We start from the raw sequence: 17,739 nt of genomic DNA on the forward strand, positions 1-17,739 counted from the left end.
ATGACCGGCGGAATCCGATGGGAGAGGTTGTGCTGGCGCTGGAATCCGACACGTTCGACGAGCTGGACCTTCGGTTGCTCAGTGCGCTGGAGGTCGACGGCCGGGCCTCCTTCAGCCGGATCGCGGCGGTGCTGGGCGTCTCCGACCAGACGATCGCCCGCCGCTACCGCCGGCTGTGCACCGAGGCCGGGCTCAGGGTGGTCGCGGTCCGGGACGCCGAACGGCTCGGCCAGGACCAGTGGATGCTCCGGCTGCGCTGCGCGCCCGACGGCGCCACCGTCATCGCCGAAGCCCTCGCCAGGCGCCCGGACACCGCCTGGATCGGGCTGGCCTCCGGCGGCACCGAGATCGCCTGCATGACCCGGCCGCGCCACCCCGGCGACCACGACGACCTGCTGCTCGGCAAACTGCCGCGCACACCGAGCGTGGTGGAGATCCGCGCCCAGCAGCTCCTGCACCGCTTCTACGGCGGTCCGGACGGGTGGATGCGGAAGTTCCGGGCCCTCACGGACGACCAGGTCGACGCGCTGCGGCCGCCGGTGACGGAGGCCGCCGGACCGGCGCGCCTCGACCCGGAGGACGCTTTGCTGCTCGCCGCGCTGGAACGGGACGGCCGGGCGACCTACCCGGAGCTGCAGCGGGCGACCGGGCGGTCCGAGTCGGCGGTGAAACGCCGGCTGGCCGCGCTGATCGCCTCCGGGGCGGTGTACATCGACGTCGAGTACCGGTCCGAGGTCTTCGGGTACGGCACGGCCGCGGTGCTGTGGATCACCACTGCGCCGGCCGCGATGCACTCCGTCGGGGAGGCGCTGGCCGGGCACGACGAGGTGGCGTTCGCGGCGGCCACCGCCGGGCCCTCGCACATCGTCGTCACCGCGGTGACGCGGAACACGGCCGGTCTCTACGCCTACCTGAGCGGGCCCCTCGGGCGGCTGGAGGGGGTGCAGCACGTGGAGGCCTCCCCGTTTCTGCGGAGGGTGAAGCAGCTGACGTACCAGCGCGCCTAGCGGGTGCGGTGCAGGCGCTCGCCGCCCCTGAGGATCGCCGCCGCGAGCGCGTCCGCCGCCGACTGTGCCGGTGAGCGCCGGTGGCCGTGCACGAGAACGAAGTCGATCCTGCCCAGCTCCGGGAGGCCCGCCCGGTCCGGGACGCGGAACAGGCCCGGCGGGATCAGACCCTTCGAGTGGGCCATCACGCCCAGGCCCGCCCGGGCCGCCGCGACCAGACCATTGAGGCTGCCGCTGGTGCAGACGATGCGCCACTCGCGGCCCTGGCGTTCCAGCGCCTCCAGGGCCAGGGCGCGGGTGATGCCCGGCGGGGGATAGACGATCAGCGGGACCGGGCGGTCGGGGTCCAGACGGAGCCGTTCCGCACCGATCCACACCAGGTCGTCGTGCCAGACCAGCTCCCCCAGCGGATCCTCCGCGCGCCGCTTGGCCAGCACCAGGTCCAGCTTCCCGGCGGCCAGCTGCTCGTGCAGGGTGCCGGACAGCTCCACCGTCAGTTCCAGGTCGACCTCGGGGTGGTCGTAGCGGAAACCCTCCAGGATCTCCGGCAGCCGGGTGAGGACGAAGTCCTCCGACGCGCCGAAGCGTAGCCGGCCCCGCACCCGGGTCCCGGTGAAGAAGGCCGCCGCCTGCTCGTGCACCTCCAGGATCCGGCGGGCGAACCCGAGCATGGCCTCGCCGTCGTCGGTCAGTTCCACCGAGTGCGTGTCCCGGGAGAACAGCTGGCGGCCGGTCGCGTCCTCCAGGCGCCGCACATGCTGGCTGACCGTCGACTGGCGCAGTCCCAGGCGGCGGGCGGCCTGGGTGAAGCTGAGTGTCTGGGCCACCGCAAGGAAGGTCCGCAGCTGGGAAGGGTCGTACACTCGAACATGTTATCGCGGAACACGATGGCAGTCAGAGCGGTATACCGGATTCCCGATCAACCGCCGGAGGAGGACGATGGAGAGGGGCCTCCCGGCCACCGGAGAGAGCCCGGCGCACGCGCCGGCCCGACACCATTGACCGACCGCAAGTGGAGCACCGTGAAACGCCTGAGCTGGCCAAGTTGGCTGCCGATCGACCCGTACGTCCTGCTGTTGCTCGGGACGGTGGGCATCGCCGCGCTCCTCCCGGCCCGGGACACCGCAGCCGACGTGGCCTCCGGCGCCTCCACGGCCGCGATCGCCTTCCTCTTCTTCCTCTACGGCGTCCGCCTTTCCACCCGCGAGGCCGTCGACGGACTGCGGCACTGGCGGCTCCACGTCACGGTCCTGGTCTGCACCTTCGTGATCTTCCCGGTGCTCGGCCTGGCCGCCCGCGGTCTGGTGCCCGTGCTCCTCTCCCATCCGCTCTACCAGGGCCTCCTCTTCCTCACTCTGGTGCCCTCGACCATCCAGTCGTCGATCGCCTTCACCTCGATCGCCCGCGGGAACGTGCCCGCCGCGATCTGCGCCGGTTCCTTCTCCTCGCTGATCGGTATCGTCCTCACCCCGCTGCTCGCCGCCGGCCTGCTCGGCAGCAGCGGCGGCGGCTTCTCCGCCGACTCGATCGTCAAGATCGTCCTCCAGCTGCTGGTGCCGTTCGTCGCCGGACAGCTGCTGCGCCCCTGGATCGGTGAGTTCGTCGCCCGGCACAAGAAGGTCCTCGGTCTGGTCGACCGCGGTTCGATCCTGCTGGTCGTCTACACCGCGTTCAGCGAGGGCATGGTCCGGGGCATCTGGCACCAGGTCAGCGCCGTCCGGCTGGCCGGGCTGCTCGCCGTCGAGGCGGTGCTGCTCGCCGTGATGCTCGTCCTGACCTGGTACGGCGCCAAGGCGCTCGGCTTCGGCCGCGGGGACCGCATCGCCATCCAGTTCGCCGGCTCGAAGAAGTCCCTCGCCTCCGGACTGCCGATGGCAAGCGTCCTGTTCGGCGCCCATGCCTCGCTGGCCGTGCTGCCGCTGATGCTCTTCCACCAGATGCAGCTCATGGTGTGCGCGGTCATCGCCAAGCGCCGCGCCCACGACCCGGAGGCCCAGGAGGACGCCGTGCCCCCCGCCGCTCCCGCGGCGGAGTCACGGCCCGCCGTCGGCACCGGGACCCGCGGCCGCTGAGTCGTCGGCCAGGGGGGCGGCACGGCCTTTCCGAGGCCGGCCCTGGACTCGGTCACCCGTGTTGTCGGCTGCCGAACGCGACCAGTTCACGGGCCTGTTGATCCGGATTTCCGGTACGGACGGCTGATGACGGCTAACGTTCCGTCATGACCGCACCCCTGGCGCTCGATCCGGCGCACACCGCCCTCGTTCTCGTCGACCTGATGGACCGCATCGTCGCGCTGCCCCTGGAGCCCCGCAAGGGCACCGAAGTCCTGCACACCGCCGAGGAGCTGGCCCGCTCCTTCCGCGCGGCCGGCGCACCCGTGGTGCTCCTCCGCGTCGAACGGCCCGCGCTCGCCGAGCAGCCGCCGGGCAGCGAACTGGTGGCCGGACTCCGCAGGGAAGGGGACGTGGAGATCGTCAAGCGCACCATCGGCGGCTTCCAGGGCACGGAACTCGACGCCCGGCTGCGGCGGCTCGGCGTCACCCGCCTGGTGTTCGGCGGTATCGCCACCAACCTCGGCGTCGAGTCCACCGCCCGCGCCGCCGCCGACCTCGGCTACGACCTGGTCTTCGTGGCGGACGCCATGGCCGCCTTCACAGCTGCCGAGCACGAGGCGTCCGTCCGGCTCGACTTCCCGCGCCTGGGCACGGTCGTGACCGCCGCCGACATACGCCTCACCCCCGCCTGACCGCTCAGACCAGCATTCCGCCCCCGTCCACGACCACCACCGACCCGGTGCTGTACCCCCCGCGCATCAGGTACAGGTACGCCTCCGCGACATCCGCCGGCTCGCCCATCCGCCCCACCGGCAGCGACTCGGCGGACGACCGGTACAGCTCCTCCCTGACCGCCTCCGGCAGCGTCCGCCACAGCTCGGTCCGCACCACTCCCGGCGAGACCACGTTGACCCGCACCGGCGCCAGCTCCACGGCCAGCGCCCGGGTCAGCGACTCCATCGCCCCGCACAGCGCGGACGCGACACTCGAACCGGGCATCGGCCGCTGCCCCGCCGTTCCCGTGGTCAGCACCACCGAACCACCCGGGCGGATCGTCCCGACGCCGTACTTCACCGCCGTGTACGCGCCGAACAGACGGGTGTCCAGAAAGCGGCGGGCCGCTCCGACGCTCGTCTCGGCCACCGTCTCCAGCAGCAGCGAGTCACCCGCCGTGAACACCAGGTGGTCGTAGCCGCCGATCTCCGCGAAGAAGCCACGCACCGCGTCCTCGTCCGTGGCGTCCAGCACGTGGCCCTCGGCGTCCTCGGGCAGCACCTTCAGTGCCGCGTCCACGCTCTCCTGCCGGCGCGAGGCGACGACCACCCGCGCGCCCTCCCGCGCCGCGCCCTCGGCGACCGCGAGCCCGATGCCCGACGTACCTCCAATGACGACGACACGCTGTCCCTGCAGACCCATGACCGACCCTTCTCCAAGCTGGTGTTCTGTCCCGTTCGGACGCTTCCAGCCTGCGACCCGGCGGCATCGTCCGTCCAAGACCTCTTCCGCGGGTGGCGATACCCTGAAGGCATCGCCACCCGGGAAAGGGGCCGTGCTCATGGACCTGGATCTGCGCAAGGTCCGCTATTTCGTGGCGGTCGCCGAAGCCCTCCACTTCGGCCGGGCGGCCGAGCGGCTGCACATCGCCCAGCCGGTGCTCAGCCGTCAGATCCGCGCGCTGGAGAAGGACCTGGGCGCCGAACTGTTCGTACGGGACAGCCACGGCGTGACCCTGACCGACGCCGGACACCAACTCCTCGACGACGCACGCCAGTTGCTGACGGTCGCCGACGGCGCCCGGCGCCGCGTCCTGCAGGCCGCACGCGGTCGGCGGCGGCTCGTCGTCGGCTTCCGCGCCGGTGTCGTCGTCACCCAGGCCCTGCGCGCCTTCACCGCGGCCCATCCGGACGTCGAGGCCAAGGCATGCCGGGTCGAGTGGGACGACCAGGAGCAACTGATCCTCGACGGCACCGTCGACATCGCCTACGTACGGCAGCCGGTCCGGCAGGACGGACTGGAACTGCGCCCCCTGTACAGCGAGTCCCGCGTGGCCATGCTCCCGGACCGGCACCGGCTGGCCGGGAAGCAGGAGATCTCACTCTCCGACCTCAAGGGCGAGCAGTGGGTGCGCTACAACGACCCCCGCCCGGGCGACCTGCCGCTGCGCACCATCGAGGAGAAGTTCGAGTGCGTGGCCTCAGGCACCGCCATCACGATGGTGCCCCGGTCGGTCGCCGAGCAGTACTCCCGCCCGGACATCGCCTACGTCCCGGTCACCGACGCCGACCCCGACCGGGTACTGCTGGCCTGGGCGGCCGGCCGCCGCTCCCCGCTGATCGCCGCGTTCGCCGAGGCCGCGGCGGGCGTCGCGGTGCCCGACTGAGGCGGGGCCCCTGCGGCGCAGGGGGCGCTCCCCGCCGGTCGGGGCCCCGCCGCCGTGCCGCGGGGAGCCGGTCAGCCCTGGGCGGCCGCGGCCCGCAGGGCGATGCGGTCCTCGCCCGCGTACACGTTCATGTTGCTGCCCCGCAGGAAGCCGACCAGGGTCAGCCCGGTCTCCGCCGCCAGGTCCACCGCCAGCGAGGACGGCGCGGAGACGGCCGCCAGCAGCGGAATGCCCGCCATCACCGCCTTCTGCGCCAGCTCGAAGGAGGCCCGGCCGGAGACCAGCAGGATCGCGCGGGACAGCGGCAGGGAGCCGTTCTGCAGGGCCCGCCCGACCAGTTTGTCGACCGCGTTGTGCCGGCCGACGTCCTCCCGGATGTCCACCAGCTCCCCTTCCTCGGTGAACAGGGCCGCCGCGTGCAGCCCCCCGGTCCGGTCGAACACCTGCTGGGCCGCGCGGAGCCGGTCGGGGAGGCTCGCGAGCAGCTCGGGTTCCACCCGGACCGGGGGAGTGTCGGCGATCGGCCAGCGAGCCGTCGTACGCACCGCGTCGAGGCTCGCCTTGCCGCACAGCCCGCAGGACGAGGAGGTGTAGACGTTGCGCTCAAGGGTGAAGTCGGGGAGCCTGACGCCCGGCGTGGTCCGTACGTCGACGACGTTGTAGGTGTTGGACCCGTCCACCGTCGCCCCGGCGCAGTAGACGATGTTCTGCAGATCGTCGGCGGTCGCCAGGACACCTTCGCTCACCAGGAACCCGGCCGCCAGCGCGAAGTCGTCGCCGGGCGTGCGCATCGTGATGGCCAGGGGTTTCCCGTTGAGTCTGATCTCCAGCGGTTCCTCGGCGACGAGCGTGTCCGGCCGGGCGGAGACCGCTCCGTCGCGGATGCGGATGACCTTGCGTCGTTCCGTGACTCGTCCCATGTTCTGATCAGCCCCGGTTCTGTACGTGCTGGTAGCCGAAACGGCCCTTGATGCAGAGGTTGCCGTGGGTCACCGGGTTGTCGTGCGGCGAGGTGACCTTGACTATCTCATTGTCCTGCACATGGAGCGTGAGGTTGCAGCCCACACCGCAGTACGCGCACACGGTGGTCGTCTCCGACTGCCGCGACTCGTCCCAGGTACCCGCCGCCCGCATGTCGAACTCCGACTTGAACGACAGCGCCCCGGTGGGGCACACCTCCACACAGTTCCCGCAGTAGACACAGGCCGAGTCGGTCAGCGGGGCGTCGTGCTCCACGGCGATCCGGGCGTCGAAGCCCCGCCCGGAGACGGAGATCGCGAAACTGTTCTGCCACTGGTCGCCGCAGGCGTCCACGCACTTGTAGCAGAGGATGCACTTGTCGTAGTCGCGGACATACAGATCGTTGTCGACCTTGGGCTCCTCGTTGAGCCGGGCCGCGTCGGGGCCGAAGCGGTCGGGTTTAGCCTCGTACTCCTTGAGCCACTCGGCGACGCGCGGGGTCGTCGACAGGTCCACCGAGGAGGCCAGCAGCTCCAGGACGATCCTGCGGCTGTGCCGGACGCGCTCGCTGCCGGTGCTCACGACCATCCCCGGCTCGGCCTTGCGGGAGCAGGCCGGCACCAGGGCCCGGGAACCCTCCACCTCGACCACGCACACCCGGCAGGCGTTCTTCGGGCGCAGGGTGTCGCCCTCGCACAGCGTCGGGACGTCCGTCCCGGCCGCCCGGCAGGCGTCCAGGATGGTCGAGCCCTCCGGGACCCGCGCCTGCCGGCCGTCGAGGGTGAATTCCAGCAGCCGGCGCGGGATGCCCAGCGGTGTGACGGTCATTCGTATGCCCCCAGACGGTCGATGGCGGATTCCACGGCGTTCCAGGCGGTCTGGCCGAGACCGCAGATCGAGGCGTCCCGCATCGCCCGGCCGACCTCGCGCAGCAGCGCGATGTCATCGGCCGCGCCGGCGCCGGTGCGCGCGACGATCCGGTGCAGCGCCTCCTCCTGCCGGACCGTCCCCACCCGGCACGGGACACACTGCCCGCAGGACTCGTCCCGGAAGAACTCGGCGATGCGGAGCAGGAGCCGGGGCAGCGGCACGGTGTCGTCGAAGGCCATGACCACGCCCGAGCCGAGCGTGGTGCCCGCCTCCCTGGTGCCCTCGAAGGTGAGCGGGATGCCGAGTTCGTCCGGCCGTACGAAGCCGCCCGCGGCCCCGCCGAGCAGTACAGCCCGCAAGCCGTCCCGGACTCCGGCGAGGTGGAGGAGCTCGCCGAGCGTGGCACCGAAGGGGAGCTCGTAGATGCCGGGGCGGGCCACGCTCCCCGACACGCAGAACAGCTTGGGTCCTGTGGACTTGGCGGTCCCGATCGCCGCGTACGCCGGGGCGCCCATGGTCAGGATCGGCAGGACGTTGACCAGCGTCTCCACGTTGTTCTCGACCGTCGGTTTGCCGAACAGTCCCTTCTCCACCGGGAACGGCGGCTTCGAGCGCGGCTCGCCCCGGTACCCCTCGATGGAGTTGAACAGGGCCGTCTCCTCACCGCAGATGTACGCTCCCGCACCGCGCCGGATCTCGATGTCGAAGGCGAAGCCCTGGCCGAGGATGTCCTCGCCGAGGAGACCACGGGAGCGGGCCTGGTCGACCGCATGCTGCATACGGAGTGTCGCCCGCGGGTACTCGCCGCGGATGTAGAGGAAGCCCCGGTGCGCGCCGGTCGCGTACGCCGCGATCGTCATCGCCTCCACCAGCGCGTACGGGTCGCCCTCCATGAGCACGCGGTCCTTGAAGGTGCCCGGCTCGGATTCGTCGGCGTTGCAGACGAGGTAGTGCGGATGGTCCGGCTGGGACGCCGTGGCCTGCCATTTCCGGCCGGTGGGGAAGGCGGCGCCACCGCGTCCGACCAGACCCGAGTCGGTGACCTCGCGGATGACCCCGGCGGGCCCGAGGCCGAAGGCCTGGCGCAGGGCGGTGTAGCCGCCGTGGGAGCGGTAGTCGTCGAGGGAGGACGGGTCGACCACACCGACCCGCTTGAGGAGGACGAGGCCCTCGTGACCGGCCTGGGGTACCGCCGTCGCGGCTGCCGGCTCCGCGGGTACCGAGTCGGGCGCGGTGGCCGCGAGGACGGCACCGGCCACGGTCGCCGGCGCCGCCACCGCCGTACGCACCGGGTCCCCGGCCCGGATCGCGAGGGCGGCCGGAGCGCGCTCGCACAGGCCCAGGCAGGGGCTGCGTTCGAGATGAACTCCGGATCCGAGACCCTCTTCGACGCCGGCGCGGAGTTCCGGAGCCCCCGCCGCTGCGCACGCCAGGTCCGTGCAGACGTGCAGGACGGTCGCCGGGCGGGGCTTGACGGAGAACATCGCGTAGAAGGTGGCCACGCCGTAGGCCTCGGCCGGCGGGACCGTCAGGCGCCGGCACAGATAGTCGAGGGCGCCCTCGCTGATCCAGCCGACGCGGTCGTTGATCGCGTGCAGCCCCGGCAACAGCAGATCGCGGCGGTCCCGGGCCTCGCGGCCCCCGCGTGCCCACCTCAGGTCGGCGTCGGAACGGTCGGCGCCCTCCCAGGAGGACTCCGGAGGGCCCAACAGGGCGTCGACAGCCGCCCGTTCCTCGTCCGTCGGTTTGCTGTCGCCGAAGTGCAGGTCCACTTACGTCACCTCACGATGGTCGCGACCGGGAGCTTCTCTATACGGATCGCCGACGCCTTGAACTCCGCCGTCCCGGCGATCGGGCAGTTGGCCTCGATCGTCAGCTGGTTGGTGTCCACCTCGTCGGGAAAGTGCATGGTCATGAAGGCGAGACCGGGACGCAGTGCCGTGTCGACCCAGACCGGGGCCACCACCGAGCCCCGCCGCGAGGACACCCGGACCTCCTCGCCGACCGTGACCCCGTACCGCTCGGCGTCCTCCGGGCACAGCTCGATGTACTCGCCGCGCCGCAGCGGGGAGGCGTAACCGCCGCTCTGCACCCCGGTGTTGTAGGAGTCGAGCCGCCGCCCGGTGGTGAGCCGCACGGGGTACTCCTCGTCGGTGAGGTCGACCGGCGGATCGTGCTGGACCAGCCCGAAGGGGGCCGGCATCCCGCGCCGGTCCGGGTCCTTCTCCCACAACCTGCCGTGCAGATAGGCCGGTTCGAGGCGGTCGGTGCTGGGGCACGGCCACTGGATGCCGTGGTGCTCGACGAGCCGGTCGTACGTCATCCCGTAGTGGTCCGGGGAGACCGACCTCAGCTCGTTCCAGACGGCCTCCGCGTCGGCGTACTTCCAGTCGTGGCCGAGCCGGGTGGCGAGGTCGCAGATGATGTCGATGTCCTCACGGGCCTCGCCGGGCGGGGTCACGGCCCGGCGCACCCGCTGGACCCGCCGTTCGCTGTTGGTGGTGGTGCCCTCGGTCTCCGCCCAGCCCGCGGTCGCCGGCAGTACGACGTCCGCCAACTCGGCTGTCTTCGTAAGGAAGATGTCCTGGACGACCAGGAAGTCGAGGGACCTCAGCCGACGCATCGCCTGCTCGCTGTCGGCCTCCGACTGGGCCGGGTTCTCGCCGATGCAGTAGACCGCCTTGAGCGTGCCCTCCTCCATCGCCTCGAACATCTCGGTGAGGTTCAGCCCGTAGTGCGGCTGGATGACCGTATTCCAGGCCGACTCGAACTTCAGCCGGGTGTCGGGGTCGAGGATGTCCTGGAAGCCGGGCAGGCGGTTGGGGATGGCGCCCATGTCGCCGCCTCCCTGCACGTTGTTCTGACCGCGCAGCGGCTGCAACCCCGCTCCGTAGCGGCCGACCTGGCCGGTGAGCAGGGAGAGGTTGATCAGGGCGCGGACGTTGTCGGTGCCGTTGTGGTGCTCGGTGATGCCGAGGGTCCAGCAGAGCTGGGCGCGCTCGGCGCGGGCGTAGGCGTGCGCCAACTCCCTTATCGCGGCGGCCGGTACGCCCGTCACCTTCTCCGCCAGCGACAGCGTCCACGGCTCGACGAGCGCCCTGTACTCCTCGAAGCCGCTCGTCGCCCGCTCGATGAACGCCTCGTTGGCCAGCCCCGCGTGGATGATCTCCCGGCCGATCGCGTGCGCCATCGGGATGTCCGTGCCCACGTTCAGCCCGAGCCAGCCCTCCGCCCACTCGGCGGTCGAGGTGCGCCGCGGGTCGACGGCGTACATCCGGGCGCCGTTCCTGATCCCCTTCAGCACGTGCTGGAAGAAGATCGGGTGCGCGAAGCGGGCGTTGGAGCCCCACATCACGATGACGTCGGTGTGCTCGATCTCCTCGTACGAGGAGGTCCCGCCGCCGGAGCCGAAGGCGGCGCTCAGGCCGGCCACGCTCGGGGCGTGACACGTCCGGTTGCAGGAGTCGACGTTGTTGGTGCCCATCACCACCCGGGCGAACTTCTGCGCCACGTAGTTCATCTCGTTGGTGGCGCGGGCGCAGGAGAACATCCCGAACGCGTCGCGGTTGCGGTCCAGGCCGCGGGCCGCGCGGTCCAGGGCCTCCTCCCAGCTCGCCTGCCGGAACGGCTCGTCGCGGGAGTCCCGGATCAGGGGGTGGGTGAGCCGGGTGTAGGTCTTCGGTTCACGCTTCCGGGTGCTCTTCGTGCCGGTCGTACTCCTCATGCGGCGCTCCTCAGTGCGAGCAGGTCCGAGATGGCGTGCACGGTGCGCAGGGTGGGCACCTCGACGCCGGTGATCTCCGCCAGTTCGACTACGGCCGCGAGGAGCACGTCGAGTTCCAGCGGCTTGCCGCGCTCCAGGTCCTGGAGCGTGGAGGTGCGGTGGTCGCCGACCTTCTCGGCGCCCGCGAGCCGGCGTTCGATGGAGACCCCGACCTCGCAGCCGAGCGCCTCGGCGACGTCGAGCGTCTCCCGCATCATGATCTCGATGACCCGCCGGGTGCCGCCGTGCAGGCACATCTGCCGCATCGTGGCGCGGGCCAGCGCGCTGATGGGGTTGAAGGAGATGTTGCCGAGCAGCTTGAGCCAGATGTCGTTGCGCAGGTCGGGCTCCACCGGGCACTTCAGGCCGCCGGTCTGCATGGCCTCGCTGAACCGCAGACAGCGCTTGGACACGCTGCGGTCGGGCTCGCCGACCGAGAACCTGGTGCCTTCCAGGTGCCGTACCACGCCGGGGGCTTCGAGCTCGGTGGCCGCGTACACCACGCAGCCGAGAGCGCGTTCGGGGGCGAGTACGGCGCTGACGGTGCCGTCCGGGTCGACGCTCTCGACGCGGTGGCCGTCGTGGGGGCCGCCGTGCCGGTGGAAGTACCACCAGGGGATGCCGTTCTGGGCGGCGACCACCGCCGTCCGCTCGTGCAGCAGCGGCTCGATCAGCGGCCCGCACGCCGCGTACGAGTTGGCCTTCAGGCCCAGGAAGACGTAGTCGACCGGGCCGACCTCGGCCGGGTCGTCAGTGGCGTGGGCGTGCGCGGTGAAGTCACCGCGCGGGCTCAGCACCCGTACTCCGTACTGCCTCATGGCCGCCAGATGGGGTCCACGGGCGATGAGATGCACATCGGCGCCCGCGCGGTGGAGCGCGGCGCCGACGTAGGCGCCGATCGCACCGGCGCCGAGGACTGCGACTTTCACGGAACACTCCGTTCGGTTTGAGGGATACCGCGGAGGTGGCTTCGGACTTGGCCTCGGACTTGGCCTCTGTCGTGGCCTCTGCTGTGGGCCGGATCGTGTGGAGCTTCGGCCGAATTATGTCGACGAAATATTGTCTACAGTATGGAGTCGAGGGCGACAAGGGTTCCGACAGTGACCGTTCGGCGCGTTCTGGATACCGTTCAACGCATACGATCGAGTCCTCGGGTTCTCAACACCCTGAGGGGGCCCTACCGTTCGGGATTCATGAGCAGCCCCCCTGTAGCACCGCCGGGCTGGAGCCGCTGGCTCGTCCCGCCCGCCGCCCTCTCCGTCCATCTCTCCATCGGCCAGGCCTACGCCTGGAGCGTCTTCAAACCCCCGCTTGAATCCGCGCTGAACCTCAGCGGCACCGAGAGCGCGCTGCCCTTCCAGCTCGCGATCGTGATGCTAGGTCTGTCGGCCGCGTTCGGCGGCACCCTCGTCGAGCGCAACGGGCCGCGCTGGGCCATGACGGTCGCCCTGGTCTGCTTCTCCACCGGCTTCCTGATCTCCGCGCTCGGCGCCGAGACCAAGCAGTACTGGCTGATCGTCCTCGGCTACGGCTTCGTCGGCGGCATCGGCCTCGGCATCGGCTACATCTCGCCCGTCTCCACCCTGATCAAGTGGTTCCCGGACCGGCCCGGCATGGCCACCGGCATCGCCATCATGGGCTTCGGCGGTGGCGCGCTGATCGCCTCGCCCTGGTCCGCGCAGATGCTCTCGTCCTTCGGCAGTGACAACGATGGCATCGCCCTCGCCTTCCTGGTGCACGGACTGGCGTACGCCGTCTTCATGACCCTTGGCGTGCTGCTGATCCGGGTACCGCGCACCGAGAAGCCGGTCGCGGACGCGCCGAGCGCCTTCGAAGGCGTGCAGGTCTCCGCGAACAACGCGATCCGCACCCCGCAGTTCTGGTGCCTGTGGGTCGTGCTCTGCATGAACGTGACCGCCGGCATCGGCATCCTGGAGAAGGCCGCCCCGATGATCACGGACTTCTTCGCCGACAGCTCCACCCCGGTGACGGTGTCCGCGGCGGCCGGGTTCGTCGCCCTGCTGTCCGCCGCCAACATGGCGGGCCGCATCGGCTGGTCGTCCACCTCCGACCTGATCGGCCGCAAGAACATCTACCGCGTCTACCTGGGTGTGGGCGCCGTGATGTACCTGCTCATCGCCCTGTTCGGGGACTCGTCGAAACCCCTGTTCGTGCTCTGCGCCCTGGTGATCCTCTCCTTCTACGGCGGTGGCTTCGCGACCGTCCCCGCCTATCTGAAGGATCTCTTCGGCACCTACCAGGTCGGCGCGATCCACGGCCGGCTGCTCACCGCCTGGTCCCTGGCCGGTGTGCTCGGGCCGCTGATCGTCAACTGGATCGCCGACCACCAGAAGAACGCCGGCAAGCACGGCTCCGACCTGTACACCCTCTCCTTCGGCATCATGATCGGACTGCTCGTCATCGGGTTCGTCGCCAACGAGCTGGTCCGGCCCGTCAACGTCCGCCACCACATCCCCGCACCCAGGGAGGCCGTCGATGTCGAACGACAGCAGCCAGCCTGAGCCCGACCGGCGGTGGCTGATCGCCGTCGCCTGGCTCTGGGTGGGCGCGCCCTTCGCCTATGGAGTGTACGAACTCGTACAGAAGGCCACACAGCTGTTCAACGGGTGAACCGAAGGGCTGAAGCAGGAGAATGCCCGGGCGTCCGAGGGTCTGCAAGAAGCCGACAACTCGGGCGCCCGTTTCCTGTGGCCTTACATGCCGTCGTACCCGTGAGTCACTGAACAGACTGGTGGGCCCACACATGCAACGAGGGGGACCCACCACCCATGAACGGCTCGCGCATCGCCGCCGTCGGCCACTACCAGCCCGCCAAGGTGCTCACCAACGAGGACCTGGCGGGCCTGGTCGACACCAGTGACGAGTGGATCCGCAGCCGGGTGGGCATCCGCACCCGGCACATCGCGGGGCCCGACGAACCCGTCGACGAACTCGCCGCGCACGCCGCGGCCAAGGCCCTGGCCGCCGCCGGTCTCACGCCCGGTGACATCGACCTGGTCCTGGTCGCCACCTCCACCGCCATCGACCGCTCCCCGAACACCGCCGCACGCGTCGCCGCCCGGCTCGGTGTCCCGCAGCCCGCCGCGATGGACGTCAACGTCGTCTGCGCCGGCTTCACCCACGCCCTCGCCACCGCCGACCACACCGTACGGGCCGGGGCCGCCACCCGTGCCCTGGTCATCGGCGCCGACAAGATGTCCGAGGTGACGGACTGGACCGACCGTACGACCTGTGTGCTGGTCGGCGACGGGGCGGGCGCGGCCGTGGTCGAGGCATGCGGGCCGGGCGAGGAGCCCGGGATCGGGCCGGTGCTGTGGGGTTCCGTCCCCGAGCTGAGCCACGCCGTACGCATCGAGGGCACCCCGCCGCGGTTCGCGCAGGAGGGGCAGAGCGTCTACCGCTGGGCCACCACCCAGCTGCCGCCCATCGCCCGGCGCGCCTGCGAGAGGGCCGGGGTGGACCCCGTCGACCTCGCCGCGGTCGTGCTGCACCAGGCCAACCTGCGGATCATCGAGCCGCTCGCGCAGAAGATCGGCGCGGTCAACGCGGTGGTCGCCAGGGACGTCACCGAATCGGGCAACACCTCGGCCGCGAGCATCCCGCTCGCACTGTCCAAGCTGGTCGAGCAGGGCCGCGTCTCCAGCGGCGATTCGGTCCTGCTGTTCGGCTTCGGCGGCAACCTGTCGTACGCGGGGCAGGTCGTGCGGTGTCCCTGAGGGGCGCGGTCCGTGGTGTGACGTGGTCAACTCCCGCTTCCCCTGGCAGTTGTGCGCCGTAGACTGTAGACGAAAGACAATCGATACTGAGTGTCCGCTCGTAACGGGTGTCTGCGAAGGGGGATCCGATGTTGTCAGCCGGACTGCCGCAGGGTGCGGTGCCCAAGCTCGAACGCCCCGGCCCGCTGCGCGACCGCGTCTACGAGGCGCTGCTCGAACTCATCACCACCCGCGCCCTCCAGCCCGGCCAGCACCTCGTCGAGAGCGAACTCGCCGGCCACCTCGGCGTCTCCCGGCAGCCGGTGCGCGAGGCGCTGCAGCGGCTGAACACCGAGGGCTGGGTCGATCTGCGTCCCGCGCAGGGCGCTTTCGTCCACGAGCCCACGGAGGACGAGGCCGACCAGCTCCTCACGGTGCGAACGCTGCTGGAGGCCGAGGCGGCGCGACTGGCGGCGGCCAACGCGGGCAGCGCGGGAGTGGCCGCGCTGGAATCCCTGTGCGCCGAGGGCGAGAAGGCCGTCGCCGCGGACGACGTGGACGGGGCCGTCGCCCTGAACGCCGCCTTCCACGCCAAGATCATGGACCTGGCCGGCAACACGGTCCTCGCCGAACTAGCCGCCCAGGTCGACCGCCGGGTCCGCTGGTACTACACCCCGGTGGCCCGCCAGCGAGGCCGCCAGTCCTGGATCGAACACCGCGAACTGATAGCGGCGATCACGGCCCGCGACGAACAGCTGGCGACCCGCCTGATGCGCGAACACACGGAGCACACGCGACGCTCGTACCACGAGCGGGCGAAGTCCTGACCCGGCTGATGCACGCTCGGCCGGCTCACGGCAGCGTGATGAGGGCGATGCCTTCCACCTGAGCGACGGCCAGCCGGGTGCCGTCGGGGTGGAGGGCGGCGACGGAGGTCGGGACGTGGCGGTGGCCGAAGCACCCGGCTTTGAGCGGCACGCTCACCTCGGGCCATTCCGCGACGACGACCCCGGTGGCCGTGTCGAGCAGGCGCCGGTGCCCGGAGAACGAGATTACCTGCTCGCCGCGGGGCAGCAGCAGAACACCCGGCTCGGCGTCGACGGCGCGATGGCGGAGCCAGCGTCCCCCGGACACCGACCACACCCCGAGGTGACGCGCCGGAAGACCGGCCTGCTCCTCCTCGTCCCACTCCTCCGCCCCCGTCGCCAGGACCAGCCGGTCGGCATCGAGCCAGCAGCCCGCCGTCACCTCGCCGTTCATCACCGCCGCAATCGGCAGTACGCCCTCGCCGTCCAGGGTGCCGGGGTCGGTGAGCTCGAGCGCCGTGTCGTGGACCTGGGCCGTACCGAAGGGCTGCCAGAGCCAGCCGACGGAGAGCAGGTGCCGGCCGTCCGGGCTCAGGCTCAGCCTGGCCTCGCCGGGAATCTACGCCTCCTCGTGGACGGTCGGCCGCTCAACCGGTTCCGCGGAGATCTCCCGGTGCCGCCGGCCGACAGGCCGACGAGCCCCGGTCATCGGTGACCCAGGGCCCGTCGCACCGCCGGACACGACGTGATCGTGGCGCCGCGATACAGGAGCAGGAGGGAACCGTCAGGTAGCCGTCTGTGGCTGGACCGCACCCACCTTCTCGCTCGTTCCCCGGCCCGGCTGCCGTAGTAGCAGGGCTACCGCCGCCGCCAGCATCGAGATGCCGCCGGCCAGGGCGTACGCGCCGTTGTAGCCCCAGGCGCCGACCACCATGGAGCCGAGGCCGCCGCCGAAGAGGCCGCTGACGAGCTTGCCGCTGTAGACCAGGCCGTAGTTGGTGGCGTTGTAGTTCTCGCCGAAGTAGTCCGGGGTGAGGGCGGCGAAGAGGGGGTAGAAGGCGCCGCCGCCGAACCCGGAGAGGAAGGCGAAGAACAGGAAGAGCCACTCGCTCTTGACGTCACCGGCCCAGATCACACCGAACTGGGCGAGGCCCAGGACGACTATGACGAAGACCAGCGTCGGCTTCCGGCCGAGGCGGTCGGAGAGCCAGCCCACCACTCCCCGGCCGATGCCGTTGATGACCGCCATCACGCCCATGGAGGAGGCCGCGACCAGCGGGCCGAAGCCGACGTCCTTGGCGAAGTCCACCTGGAACGAGATACCGAAGATCGAGACGCCCGCCGTCATCACGATGGATATCCACATCAGCGGGAGCATGCCGGTGCGGATCGCCTCCTTCGGAGTGAACTGCCGTACCGCAGGTGGGTTCTTGGCGAAAGCCGTGGCGTTCTTGGTGTCGCCCGAGTGGGTGAGCGGGTCGATGTCGGCCGGCCACCAGTTCTTCGGCGGGTCCTTGAAGAAGAACGCCGTGACCAGGACCACGACCAGCACGTAGACGCCGATCAGGTCCAGGACGCGGTGGTAGTTGGCCGTGTCGAAGGCGTAGTTGAAGATGAAGATGAAGGGCAGCGAGCCGTACGCGAAGCCGCCGTTCACGAATCCCGTGCGGGCGCCCCGGCGTTCGGGGAACCACTTGCCGACCATGTTGATGCAGGTCGCGTAGACCAGGCCGGAGCCGAGACCGCCGATCACACCGAAGCCGATGATCGCCAGCCATATCTCGCTGATGTGGGAGAGGGCCAGGAAGCCGACCAGGCACATCACGGACCCGGTGTACATGGCCCGGCGTGCGGTCAGGATGCCCTTCTCGCGCAGCCAGCCCGCCGGGAAGGCGATGCCGGCCTGGAAGAACACCCAGATGCTCAGGATCCAGAAGGTGTTGGACTGCGTCCAGCCGTGCGCGTGGGACAGGGTGTCCTCCGCGGAGCCGTACGCGTACTCGAAGACGCTGATGGCCATCATGGCCACCCACGGGAGATACACCATGAAGTTGCGGGAGTGGCCGAGGATGTCCCGGTCGGTCTCGCCGATCCGGTAGACGCGGCCGCGGGCGTCTGTCACTTCACGGTACGGACGCCGTTCGGCGCCGGTGCTGTTCGTGGCTACAGGGTCTGCCGTCATG

17 protein-coding genes are annotated in these 17,739 nt (G+C 70.7%); 8 read left to right on the forward strand and 9 right to left on the reverse strand.

From position 1 onward, the window contains the following. Nucleotides 1-17: 17 nt before the first annotated feature. A complete protein-coding gene (locus ACZ7OO_RS38545) occupies nt 18-1,007 on the forward strand; it encodes an Lrp/AsnC family transcriptional regulator (protein WP_471512127.1) in 990 nt (329 codons plus the stop codon). Here ACZ7OO_RS38545 and ACZ7OO_RS38550 read toward each other — a convergent pair. Next, complete coding sequence (locus ACZ7OO_RS38550) at nt 1,004-1,870, reverse strand: LysR substrate-binding domain-containing protein (RefSeq protein WP_471512128.1); 867 nt, start codon at nt 1,868-1,870, stop codon at nt 1,004-1,006. The genes ACZ7OO_RS38545 and ACZ7OO_RS38550 overlap by 4 nt on opposite strands. A 159-nt stretch (nt 1,871-2,029) precedes the next feature. Here ACZ7OO_RS38550 and ACZ7OO_RS38555 point away from each other — a divergent pair, with 159 nt between their 5' ends. After that, nucleotides 2,030-3,079, forward strand: coding sequence for a bile acid:sodium symporter family protein (locus tag ACZ7OO_RS38555; RefSeq protein ID WP_471512129.1), 1,050 nt, complete (start codon nt 2,030-2,032; stop codon nt 3,077-3,079). Between the two features lie 146 nt (nt 3,080-3,225). Next, the gene (locus tag ACZ7OO_RS38560; protein WP_471512130.1) at nt 3,226-3,753 is read left to right on the forward strand and encodes an isochorismatase family protein; all 528 of its coding nucleotides are present in this window, start codon (nt 3,226-3,228) and stop codon (nt 3,751-3,753) included. A gap of 4 nt (nt 3,754-3,757) precedes the next feature. Here the strand turns inward: ACZ7OO_RS38560 and ACZ7OO_RS38565 are convergent, their stop codons facing one another. Continuing rightward, nucleotides 3,758-4,477 carry an SDR family oxidoreductase gene (locus ACZ7OO_RS38565; RefSeq protein ID WP_471512131.1) on the reverse strand — a complete coding sequence of 240 codons (720 nt, stop codon included), beginning with the start codon at nt 4,475-4,477 and terminating at the stop codon, nt 3,758-3,760. A 139-nt stretch (nt 4,478-4,616) separates the two neighbouring features. Between ACZ7OO_RS38565 and ACZ7OO_RS38570 the strand changes: the two genes are divergently transcribed. Continuing rightward, on the forward strand, nt 4,617-5,441 hold the full coding sequence (locus ACZ7OO_RS38570; protein ID WP_471512132.1) for a LysR family transcriptional regulator: 825 nt from the start codon (nt 4,617-4,619) through the stop codon (nt 5,439-5,441). A 71-nt stretch (nt 5,442-5,512) separates the two neighbouring features. Here the strand turns inward: ACZ7OO_RS38570 and fdhD are convergent, their stop codons facing one another. Genes fdhD through ACZ7OO_RS38595 form a run of 5 tightly spaced genes read right to left on the reverse strand, consistent with a single transcriptional unit; the run spans nt 5,513 to nt 11,963 of the window. Beyond that, nucleotides 5,513-6,361, reverse strand: coding sequence for a formate dehydrogenase accessory sulfurtransferase FdhD (gene fdhD, locus ACZ7OO_RS38575; protein WP_471512133.1), 849 nt, complete (start codon nt 6,359-6,361; stop codon nt 5,513-5,515). A 7-nt stretch (nt 6,362-6,368) separates the two neighbouring features. After that, nucleotides 6,369-7,229 (reverse strand): 2Fe-2S iron-sulfur cluster-binding protein, encoded by an 861-nt coding sequence (locus ACZ7OO_RS38580; protein WP_471512134.1) that lies wholly within the window; start codon nt 7,227-7,229, stop codon nt 6,369-6,371. Beyond that, nucleotides 7,226-9,043 (reverse strand): NADH-ubiquinone oxidoreductase-F iron-sulfur binding region domain-containing protein, encoded by a 1,818-nt coding sequence (locus ACZ7OO_RS38585; protein ID WP_471512135.1) that lies wholly within the window; start codon nt 9,041-9,043, stop codon nt 7,226-7,228. The genes ACZ7OO_RS38580 and ACZ7OO_RS38585 overlap by 4 nt, the downstream gene beginning before the upstream one ends. A gap of 5 nt (nt 9,044-9,048) precedes the next feature. Further along, entirely contained in the window at nt 9,049-10,995 is a 1,947-nt protein-coding gene (locus tag ACZ7OO_RS38590) for a molybdopterin oxidoreductase family protein (RefSeq protein WP_471512136.1), read from the reverse strand. Continuing rightward, entirely contained in the window at nt 10,992-11,963 is a 972-nt protein-coding gene (locus ACZ7OO_RS38595; protein WP_471512137.1) for a 2-dehydropantoate 2-reductase, read from the reverse strand. Before ACZ7OO_RS38595 ends, ACZ7OO_RS38590 begins: the two co-directional genes overlap by 4 nt. A gap of 264 nt (nt 11,964-12,227) precedes the next feature. Here ACZ7OO_RS38595 and ACZ7OO_RS38600 point away from each other — a divergent pair, with 264 nt between their 5' ends. From ACZ7OO_RS38600 to ACZ7OO_RS38615, 4 genes are all read left to right on the forward strand, one after another. Beyond that, nucleotides 12,228-13,556 (forward strand): OFA family MFS transporter, encoded by a 1,329-nt coding sequence (locus ACZ7OO_RS38600; protein WP_471512138.1) that lies wholly within the window; start codon nt 12,228-12,230, stop codon nt 13,554-13,556. Then, nucleotides 13,531-13,665, forward strand: a complete 135-nt coding sequence (locus ACZ7OO_RS38605) for an MFS transporter small subunit (RefSeq protein ID WP_358919897.1) — start codon at nt 13,531-13,533, stop codon at nt 13,663-13,665. Before ACZ7OO_RS38600 ends, ACZ7OO_RS38605 begins: the two co-directional genes overlap by 26 nt. Before the next feature lie 158 nt (nt 13,666-13,823). Then, nucleotides 13,824-14,771 (forward strand): beta-ketoacyl-ACP synthase III, encoded by a 948-nt coding sequence (locus ACZ7OO_RS38610; protein ID WP_471512139.1) that lies wholly within the window; start codon nt 13,824-13,826, stop codon nt 14,769-14,771. Between the two features lie 128 nt (nt 14,772-14,899). Continuing rightward, nucleotides 14,900-15,577 (forward strand): GntR family transcriptional regulator, encoded by a 678-nt coding sequence (locus ACZ7OO_RS38615; RefSeq protein ID WP_471512140.1) that lies wholly within the window; start codon nt 14,900-14,902, stop codon nt 15,575-15,577. 25 nt (nt 15,578-15,602) lie between these two features. On the opposite strand, the gene ACZ7OO_RS38620 is transcribed toward ACZ7OO_RS38615, so the two are convergent. Then, nucleotides 15,603-16,010, reverse strand: coding sequence for a hypothetical protein (locus ACZ7OO_RS38620; RefSeq protein ID WP_471512141.1), 408 nt, complete (start codon nt 16,008-16,010; stop codon nt 15,603-15,605). 330 nt (nt 16,011-16,340) lie between these two features. Then, nucleotides 16,341-17,738 carry an OFA family MFS transporter gene (locus tag ACZ7OO_RS38625; protein ID WP_471512142.1) on the reverse strand — a complete coding sequence of 466 codons (1,398 nt, stop codon included), beginning with the start codon at nt 17,736-17,738 and terminating at the stop codon, nt 16,341-16,343. Nucleotide 17,739: the final 1 nt, after the last annotated feature.

Source organism: Streptomyces sp. NPDC111744 (assembly GCF_055634995.1).